The organism is Cryobacterium sp. 10I1 (assembly GCF_035019805.1).
In the GTDB taxonomy this organism is placed as follows: domain Bacteria; phylum Actinomycetota; class Actinomycetes; order Actinomycetales; family Microbacteriaceae; genus Cryobacterium; species Cryobacterium glucosi.
In genome coordinates this window covers 1-8,582 of the sequence record NZ_JASJVF010000144.1, presented here as the reverse complement: position 1 = coordinate 8,582, position 8,582 = coordinate 1, and the positions used below count along the sequence as shown (strand labels likewise).

The 8,582-nt window shown below is 64.1% G+C and carries 9 protein-coding genes and 1 pseudogene; 6 read left to right on the top strand and 4 right to left on the bottom strand.

Annotation, left to right across the window (positions count from 1 at the left end; all coding sequences use genetic code 11):
• On the top strand, positions 1–261 hold a 261-nt coding region (locus QN345_RS12490; protein ID WP_323508138.1), incomplete at its 5' end, for a hypothetical protein.
• On the opposite strand, the gene QN345_RS12485 is transcribed toward QN345_RS12490, so the two are convergent.
• Positions 244–2,754 carry a cell wall-binding repeat-containing protein gene (locus QN345_RS12485; RefSeq protein ID WP_322140690.1) on the bottom strand — a complete coding sequence of 837 codons (2,511 nt, stop codon included), beginning with the start codon at positions 2,752–2,754 and terminating at the stop codon, positions 244–246. The genes QN345_RS12490 and QN345_RS12485 overlap by 18 nt on opposite strands.
• 731 nt (positions 2,755–3,485) lie before the next feature.
• On the opposite strand from QN345_RS12485, the gene QN345_RS20610 reads away from it, so the two are divergent.
• Both QN345_RS20610 and QN345_RS20605 read left to right on the top strand, forming a co-directional pair.
• Positions 3,486–3,674, top strand: a complete 189-nt coding sequence (locus tag QN345_RS20610) for a hypothetical protein (RefSeq protein ID WP_416173149.1) — start codon at positions 3,486–3,488, stop codon at positions 3,672–3,674.
• 76 nt (positions 3,675–3,750) lie between these two features.
• Positions 3,751–4,005: pseudogene (locus tag QN345_RS20605) on the top strand (transposase); the annotation flags it as partial.
• Between the two features lie 72 nt (positions 4,006–4,077).
• On the opposite strand, the gene QN345_RS12475 reads toward QN345_RS20605, so the two are convergent.
• Both QN345_RS12475 and QN345_RS12470 read right to left on the bottom strand, forming a co-directional pair.
• A complete protein-coding gene (locus QN345_RS12475; RefSeq protein WP_322136272.1) occupies positions 4,078–4,374 on the bottom strand; it encodes an SHOCT domain-containing protein in 297 nt (98 codons plus the stop codon).
• Positions 4,375–4,443: 69 nt separating this feature from the next.
• Positions 4,444–5,043: a sulfocyanin-like copper-binding protein gene (locus tag QN345_RS12470; RefSeq protein ID WP_322136273.1), complete on the bottom strand. Its 600-nt coding sequence runs from the start codon at positions 5,041–5,043 to the stop codon at positions 4,444–4,446.
• Positions 5,044–5,183: 140 nt separating this feature from the next.
• On the opposite strand from QN345_RS12470, the gene QN345_RS12465 reads away from it, so the two are divergent.
• The 3 genes from QN345_RS12465 (at position 5,184) to QN345_RS12455 (ending at position 8,358) form a co-directional block, all read left to right on the top strand.
• Positions 5,184–5,873, top strand: a complete 690-nt coding sequence (locus QN345_RS12465; protein WP_322189583.1) for a response regulator transcription factor — start codon at positions 5,184–5,186, stop codon at positions 5,871–5,873.
• Positions 5,870–7,246, top strand: coding sequence for a HAMP domain-containing sensor histidine kinase (locus QN345_RS12460; RefSeq protein ID WP_322189582.1), 1,377 nt, complete (start codon positions 5,870–5,872; stop codon positions 7,244–7,246). The genes QN345_RS12465 and QN345_RS12460 overlap by 4 nt, the downstream gene beginning before the upstream one ends.
• A gap of 80 nt (positions 7,247–7,326) precedes the next feature.
• Positions 7,327–8,358, top strand: coding sequence for a LacI family DNA-binding transcriptional regulator (locus QN345_RS12455; protein WP_134564075.1), 1,032 nt, complete (start codon positions 7,327–7,329; stop codon positions 8,356–8,358).
• A gap of 33 nt (positions 8,359–8,391) precedes the next feature.
• Here QN345_RS12455 and QN345_RS12450 read toward each other — a convergent pair.
• The coding region (locus QN345_RS12450; RefSeq protein WP_323508698.1) for a hypothetical protein at positions 8,392–8,582 on the bottom strand (191 nt) is incomplete at its 5' end.

Here is an 8,582-nt window from a genome sequence, read left to right as displayed (position 1 = left end):
TACGGCATAGTAGAAACACACATAGTGGTCCTGTTTTCAAACGGCACTATTGGCCCTGTTTTGGGTCGGCGTCAACAAACGCGATATTTCTTTCCCGACGCAGTCGTGTATGAAGTCACACTTCCCACGTTCGCAACCCCTCTCCCAACAGATGTCGAAATCATTTTCTTCGAGGAATGCCCAGACGGTGATACCGCCTGGGCATCAAAAATGTTGCTCTTCAGCTGCTCGACAATGGTCGTCCTATTTTGCGAGCGATAGCGCCTGCGCCATGACGGAATCGGAAATCGCCAGATTCCCACCGAGGATCACGATCTTCGTTGGCTTCAACCGCGTTAGCTCGGCGCCGATCACTGCGGGAATACCGTTCGGCTGGACGAGGAGCACTGGACCGCCATTCACGACCGCTGCAGACCCGCCCGAAAGAGCATCCTGGTAGGTGGCCCCAGTTGCGAGGTACACCACCGGAACCCCGGTTGCAAAGGTTCCGGCCGATACGGCCGCTGACGTTCCGTACGCATCAGGTCCCCAAAGTCTGGTCGTCGGTGCGATTCCTGCCAGCGCCGCCGCAACACCGTCTGAAATGGCCAGGTTTCCACCCAAGATGATTATCCGTGCGGGACGAAGCCGGGCCAGCTCAGTTGCGATCACGCCTGGAATTCCGTTCGGTTGAACCAGCAGGACCGGCCCCTTGTTTATGCCAGCCGCGGGCGCGCCCGACAGGGCATCCTGGTAGGTGTCCCCAGTGGCGATGTAGGCGACCGGCACGCCGGGGGCGAACGTACCTGCCGATACCGCGGCTGACGTGCCGTAGGCGTCAGGACCCCACAATCTGGTCGTCGGCGCAAGCCCTGAAAGGGTCGCGAACACTCCGTCCGAGACGGCAAGGTTTCCGCCGAGCACGACGATGCGAGCCGGTCGGAGTCGCGCCAGCTCCGCGGCGATCACGCCCGGGATCCCGTTCTGTTGAACGAGAAGGACAGGCCCTTTGTTCACCCCCGCCGCAGGCGCACCAGACAGCGCGTCCTGGTAGGTTTCTCCGGTTGCTACGTACGCCACGGGAACCCCCGCGGCAAATGAACCCGCGGACACGGCCGCCGAGGTTCCGTAAGCGTCAGGACCCCACAACCGTGCGACGGTGGCCGCGGCAGCCGGGGCAACCGGGGTAGTCGCAGGGCTCGATGCTGCCACCGAGGGCAGGCCCGTCTGCGAGCCCGTGATCGTTACGGTCACCGCCTTGCCGACATCCCCCAGTACCGGCGTGTACGTTGCCGTCGTGGCTCCAGCGACAGCAACGCCAGCCACGAACCACTGGTATGCGAAGGTGACGGTAGCCGGAGCCCAAACGCCAGGAAGGGCCGTGAGAACCAGACCGACCCCAGGCACTCCGGAAATGGTGGGGATTGCAGACGTCACGGCGGTCGCCGGTGCGCCAACGGTGTCGTACAGGGCGTAGTCATCGGTGACCAGAGTGCCATTCGAGATAAGGTTGAGCCCGAAGCTGAGCCCGGTGGATCCTGCCGGGACCGGGGGCGTGTCCCAAGCCACCTGGGTATATGTCGTCGAGGGCAAGTACTGAGGACCAGACGTCCAATAGATCCAGCCACCGACGGCATTTCGGTAGTAAACATCGAACTGCGTGTTGGCCGTCGAGGTGTACCACGCCCGAAGCGAGTAGGTATGACCGGGAGTGGCCGTCGGCGCACAGGTGCCGAGGTCCTGCGTGAGTGCGAGCTTCGCGTCTCCCGTGACCAGACCTGTCACGACCAGTTGTTCAGCGGCGGTTCCTGTGTGTGCGGCGGTCACGGTACTGAACGTCCTCGTGCTGATACCGAATCCACCCGGCTGCCAGCACTGCGGCGTCTGTCCAACGGCTCCGGGCGTCTCGAGGCTTGGGTTGAGCACAGCGTTCTCGCCTGGGCCGGGAGCGGCGCGGAAAGTGTTGGTCGAGGTGACGAGGGGCTTGACAGCCCCGCCGATGACCTGCGCGACCGTCTTGACGGTCGTGTTGTTCGTGGCGGCGCGGAGTTTGAGCCAGTCAACGAATTGCTGGAGCAGCGTCGGGGTGATCGTCAGATTCAGCGGGTCACATGCCCCGGTGCAGACGTGGTGCAGAGTCAGCTGAACCCAGCCACCGCCCGCCGTCTCCGCATCGGTCACAGTCTTCTGCAGGTCCGCGAGCGTCCACGTTGAGTCGATCTCGTCGGGGGCACGAGTCTCGAAGGCATTCAGCGGCGGTATCGTCTCAGCGAAGAGACCGGCAGTACCGCCAAACCGCGTGAACGTGTCACCGAGGTTGCGGGCGCTATTGAAGCCGCAGGCTTGCACAGCAGCGGAGACGGCCGGGTTCAGACTCGCGTACGGGTAGGCAAAGTCCGTGGTGGGGTAGCCCCAGCCGGCGAGGGTATTCCTGCCCTGACAGATCTGTTTCGTGACCTCATCCGCTGGGACGAGCGTTAGGTCGGGATGGCTGACGGTGTGTCCCCCGATCTCGTGGCCTCCGGCCTTGAGAGTGGCCAGGTCAGCCTGGGTCATGTAATCTTGGGCGCCGATCCAACCGGTAGCGATGAAGAATGTGCCCTTCATGCCGGCGGAGTCGAAAATCGGCAGCGCGGCCATCTGGTCTGCGTTGCCATCATCAAAAGTGAAACTCACGACCGTGGGAGGATCTGTGATCGCGGCCTGCGCGGGCGCCATCCCGAGCGATAGAGCCAGCCCGACCCCGGTGAGTACAGCCATGTTGCGCAGCAGCATTCGGCGGCGACTTGAAAGTTCATACATGATGTCTGTGCTCCTCAATGGTGTTCGGCAGCTGGTCGACGGTGACGCGCTATCCCGGGAGTTGACGTGAGGTGAGACGCAGAAAGGTGCCCGGTGCCTCAGTCTTAGTTTCGAACAGGTGCCAGAGCAATGGCTCGTCGGGACTCTGCGGGTTTCGCGCTGGTATCACGCACACGCATGTGGTTAACCGAACGATCCTCTACTGGCGCGCTCGTTTAATGGCGTGTAGGGGTGCTCGAAGCGAGTTGAACGGGCAATTCCGGAACGAGCCAATCGTGTCTAAGGTGAAGCGTTGCCGATCCTCGGCAAACAGAGCGAAGGGCGAACCCGAGTTGCGCAGAAATCTCTACGTGTCGGTGCGGCTCTGGACGGAGAGCGCGAAGACAAAATCGAACGGTCAAATGGGCGCGAATTCAATTTGAGCTTCGAAAGCGGCATCCGTAAATGGCACTTATGCCCCGTTACTTTCTTCGTAGTCTTCTTCGCAGCCTCAATCGGCGTGACCTGTGCGGGCGTTGTAACCGGGCCTGACTGGCATCAAGTGATCGCTGAGAGGGGCTGGGTCGGGACTCGTCCCAGACCGTTCGCCATTTGGATGCCAAGACCTGATGCCGCGGTTCCAGGCTAGCGAAGCCAGGGATGGGAGCACTCATGACAGTGCGGTCGCCCTCAACCGGGCTGGCAGGCACCTTTTCGCCAAGGCCGTGCCCAACGAGGAAGCCAAGCTGCGGGACCCGGTCGGGCGGCAGAAGAGACACGGCCAGATCCTGTTCACCATGGACCGACCAGCCACGATCGGCGCGTTGCCGATCGGTGTCGCGCAGGCCGACAAAGTGCTCGTGGGTTCGGGCGGGCTTCACCATATGCCGGATCGCGGACCTCCACACTGCTGAAGCGAAGACCGACGCCCGGGATGGGGCCATCGTCGCGTAAACGGCTGGCCCTGCCATACGCTTGCGGTCCATCCAACTCGCCGCCTACGCCGGACTCGCCCCAGTAACCCGGCTCTCCGGTACATCCATCCATGGCTATCACCCATCCCGTCGAAAAGAGGATCCTCAAATGGGCCTTGTTTTTCTCTGCGCTCACCGCGCATCGAGATCCGGTCTGACGGACCTACGACCATCGCAAGGTCGCCCAAGGCAATAACACAACCACGCCCTCGTCTCCCTCGCCCGACGTCGCTATGACGTCCTTTACGCCATACTCCGCGTCGGCACTTAATAGCTCACGCCGGCCGCTAGCTCGTCGCTCGATGAAAACATAAGGGCGCCCTCCTGAACAGGAGATCTTGATCTAATTCTCTCGGTTGCCCTCGTCGACGCCGGGAGTTGGAATACCGAGCACCTTCAGCTGTTCCCGATACTGTTCCGCACGCAGGTCGCCAGCAGCGAAGCGCTCGTCCAGAATCAAACGGGCTTTGCTCGGCTGCGCGGCTCCCACATCGGGCATCGACGCCGCCTGCTGACCGTTGCGCTGCGCCGAGCCACCACCGGAGCGAACCGCCCAAATAACGAGCAGCACGATGCCTACGATGACCAGTAGCCCAAACGGCCAACCCCACGCCATGTTAATTCCGTTGCCCCACATCATTTTGTCTCCTTCGTTTGTTCGGTTTTGATTGATTGAGAGTCTCCGCGGCTTCCGCTGAGCCCGTCACTTTCAGGTGACGGTGAGTTCTTGGTACATCCCGGCGGCATAGTGGCCTGGCAGGTTGCAGATGACTTCGTACCGTCCCGGTGGGAGGTCGAGGGTCACCCAGCCGGCGCTGCCTGGGGCGATACCGGTACCTTCACCGGCCTTGCACGTGGCGGAGGCCTCGCCAAGGCTGGCGGTTTCGTCGATTTTGTGCTCGCCGGAGATCGACCGGCTACCCGCGACGTGCGAATCCACGAGCGGAAGTATGACGAGCTCGTGGCTGATGCTGCCGTCATTGGTGGCGAGGAAGGATACGGTTCCCGAACTGACGCTCGACCGGTCGAGGCTCAGATTCATGGCACCGCGGTGCATCATTCCGTTCCCGGTGTTGCCACCCATCATCCCGTTGTCGCCGCCCATCATGGAACCCCCCATGTTCCGCAGCGACACGTTCACGACGGTGCCAGCAAGCTGTGGCGTTGCGCAGGACGATCCGGCCGCCGCACCAAAATCCGGCCCCCTGCCGCTCATGGCGCTGACGGCACCGACGGACAGCCCGGTGAGACCGATGATCGTCGCGGCCGCGCCAGCGATCGCGGTAGCGGTGAGTATGCTCCTGCTCATGATGTTTCTCCTCCATCGAGTGGGTTGATGTTCCCCACTCTGCGCGTCCGCTGTGCAGTTCGACTGGCGTGCGTGTGGAGATGGTGTGGAGGTTTGCGGCGACGGAGTCTTCGCCCAAAGGACGCGCGTTAGGGTGAGGTATGCCCACCGTGCTGGTCGTCGAGGACGAGCGTGACATCCGCGACATCCTTCGCCGCTACCTTGAACGAGCCGGCTTCGCGGTGCTCACGGCAACGTCTGGTGTGGAGGCACTGCGCCTCCTGTCCGCGTGCGAGCTGGTGCTCCTCGATCTGGGTCTTCCCGATATCGACGGAACCGACATCCTCCGGGAAATCCACACTCTCGGAACCGTCCCGGTGATCGTCCTCACGGCGCGCAGCACGACGGAGGACCGCATCCAGGGGCTGGAACTCGGTGCAGACGACTATGTGACGAAGCCGTTCAGCCCCCACGAAGTCGTGCTGCGCGTGCAGGCCGTGTTACATCGGTATGGCGGTTCGACGACCACAACGGGGCCGACAAGCTACGGCGGCCGACGGTTGCGAATCGATGACAGTGCCCACCAGGCGTGGCTCGACGGCGCCGCGCTCGACCTGACTCCGACCGAATGGGGACTCCTCGCGGCGGTATCGACCGCTCCTGGGCGGGTCTACTCGCGGTATGAGCTGGTGAATCGGGTGCGCGGCTACGAATACGCCGGGTATGAGCGCACCATCGACTCCCACATCAAGAATCTGCGCCACAAGCTCGGGCCGGGCGGCGCCGACATCATCGAGACGGTCCTCGGCGTCGGTTATCGTCTTGCGCTCCGTCAGGACGAGCCGTCATGAGGATCCTGGGCCTCGGCTCGCTGGGACGCCGGCTCCTGCTCGCATTCGCACTCGTGGCCGTGTCGTCGGTGCTCGTGCTCAGCGTCGCCGCCCTGGTCGGCGTGGATCGAGGCGTGCAGGTCACGCAGCAGGCCGACCGACAGCAGATCGCGGACTCCGCGGCCGCAGCAGCCGCCGATGCTTATCGATCGGCCGGAGACTGGGCGACAGCGGAACTGGGCCGCACCCTCGCAATCGGTGACGCCGCATCCGCCGGGCTCACTGTGGTGGACATGACGGGTACGCCTGTCCAGTCGAGAGATGGAATGATGGGCGGCAACGCCGACGGGCAGGGCATGGGAATGGGGTCGGCTATGGGCCAGACCGTGGCCTCGGCACCGGTCATGGTCGACGGCGCCCAGGTTGGCACGGTTCGGATGACGTTCGGCATGATGGCCGGGACAACCGTGTTCGACGTCACCTGGTCCTGGATCGCCGTCGCCGCCGTCGTCGCCCTCGTGATCGCGCTCGGCGCGAGCTGGTTCGTCACCCGGCTGCTCGTCCGCCCGATCCGGGCCATGACGGATGCCGCCCGGTCGTTCACGACCGGAGACCGGCAGGCTCGGGCCACCGAGCCGGCTCCGGGTGAGCTCGGCGAGCTGGCCTCCGCGTTCAACGGCATGGCCGACGCGGTCGTCCGCTCCGATCGTGATCGGCGCACTCTCACCGCGGACGTGGCCCATGAGTTGCGCACCCCGCTCGCGGCCCTTCAGGCCGGCCTGGAGGAACTGCGTGACGGCCTCGTGGAGCCGACACCCGAAAGCCTCGCGGGGCTGCATGACCAGTCGCTGCGGCTCGGACGCATCGTCGCGGACCTGGCCGAACTGTCGGCGGTCGAGACGGCAGGACTGTCACTGCACCTCGCCGCCGTCGACCTCGCCCAGGTCGCCCGCGCCGCCCTGTCCGAGTGGGAGCCGCGGCTGCGGGCTGCCGGTCTCACCATCATCGCGGAGCCGGTCGGGCCGGCCTGGGTGCGCGCAGACGCCGACCGGATGCACCAGGCCGTCGGCAACCTGCTTGCCAACACCGCCCGCTACTGCCGGCCGGGCGATTACGTGACCGTGACCGTGACGGTCGACGACGGCCGGGCGGTACTGGCTGTCGGCGATACCGGCCCCGGCATCGCCGCCGACGAGCTCCCGCACATCTTCGACCGGCTCTGGCGGGGCCGGGAGGCGGCACACGTGTCCGGCTCGGGTATCGGCCTCGCCCTGGTCCGCGAACTCGTCATCGGGCACGGTGGCACCGTCGATGCGACGTCCGCGCCGGGAACGGGAACGGGAATCACCATTCGGCTGCCGGGAACACGGGCTCCCGGAATCGGGGCCCGATAACCACCGACGTCTCTGTTAACACGGTTCCCTGAGTGAGCTGGCGCGCGTTCTTGAATTTGTGTGACCTAAAGTGGGGCCTAATGTCCCAGAACAACGTAAGCAATCCAACAGTCGATGACGTAGCTCGACTGGCCGGCGTTTCCATCGCGACCGTGTCTCGTGTTCTCAATGGGTCCGCACGCGTCAGTGACGACAGGCTGACGCGGGTTCGCGCCGCGGTTAACGAACTCGGGTTCCGGCCGAACTCAGCAGCCCGTTCCTTGGCAAGCCGCCGTGCCAGCATTGTTGCGGTACTGGCCGGAACCACGTTGGCCTTCGAACAAGCGGAGATCATCCGAGGCATCGAGGAGAGTGCCCGAGAAGCGGGTTACCTCATGAGCCTCACCGCGGTCGGCGATGCCGACGACGACAGCATCGATCAGTCTCTGTCGCTCGTCCTTGACCAGGCAATTGCTGGTGTGATCGTGCTCACCTCCGATGCGGCAGGGGTTGCCACGCTCCACCGAATCCCAGAAGGAATCTTCACGGTCGCTGCGGCAGGATCGCCCGAAACAGTCGTACCGCACGTTCCACTGCATGACTCTGGAGCAGCGGAGGAACTCGTGGCCTACCTCCTGGGGCTCGGTCATACGACGGTGCACTGTGTCGGCGTTCGCGCCTCGCCGAATGAGGACGAACGGATCGTGGGCTGGCGCCGTGCCCTTCGTGCAGCGGGGGCCGCGATTCCGGAGGTCATTCATTCCAGTGAAGAACCGAACTCGGGATGCGCCATTGGACGCCAATTGGCCCGCTCGCCTCACGTCACAGCGGTCTTCTGTGGCAGTGACGTTCTCGCCATGGAAGTCATGCGCGGTCTCGCCGAAGGCGGAAGATCTGTCCCTGCTGAGGTCAGTGTCGTTGGTTTCGGCGACCATCCGCTTTCGGCGTTGTGGTGTCCCGCGCTGACGACAGTGAAACAAGACTTCGCCGGAGTGGGCAATCGCGCTTTCTTGGTACTTGAGGGGTTGATAGCGGGTTCCCTCGGGCGAGGGTTTGCCTCGGACGGTCCGGCTCTTGTCATCCGTGAGAGTGCGGCACCACCCGCCAAGTCGAGCGGTGCCGCACCGGTCTGATATCACGCGATCACTCTGATGCTGCGCTGGCCATCAGGCGTGGGTAGTCGACCGCTCCGCTGCCGTACTCGTGGAGCGAGAGGGGTCAATGGCCACGTCAAGCCCGCGGAATCCGCGGAGCCGGAGGCTGTTGCTGACCACGAAGATCGAGGACAGCGCCATTGCGGCGCCGGCGATCAGGGGGTTGAGCAGGCCGAGCATGGCGAGCGGGATCGCGGCCACGT

Coding starts and splice junctions, on each gene's coding strand:
- QN345_RS12475 (WP_322136272.1), bottom strand. CDS start 4,374: ATGATGTGGGGCAACGGAATTAACATGGCGTGGGGTTGGCCGTTTGGG.
- QN345_RS12460 (WP_322189582.1), top strand. CDS start 5,870: ATGAGGATCCTGGGCCTCGGCTCGCTGGGACGCCGGCTCCTGCTCGCA.
- QN345_RS12455 (WP_134564075.1), top strand. CDS start 7,327: ATGTCCCAGAACAACGTAAGCAATCCAACAGTCGATGACGTAGCTCGA.
- QN345_RS12470 (WP_322136273.1), bottom strand. CDS start 5,043: ATGAGCAGGAGCATACTCACCGCTACCGCGATCGCTGGCGCGGCCGCG.
- QN345_RS12465 (WP_322189583.1), top strand. CDS start 5,184: ATGCCCACCGTGCTGGTCGTCGAGGACGAGCGTGACATCCGCGACATC.
- QN345_RS12485 (WP_322140690.1), bottom strand. CDS start 2,754: ATGCTGCTGCGCAACATGGCTGTACTCACCGGGGTCGGGCTGGCTCTA.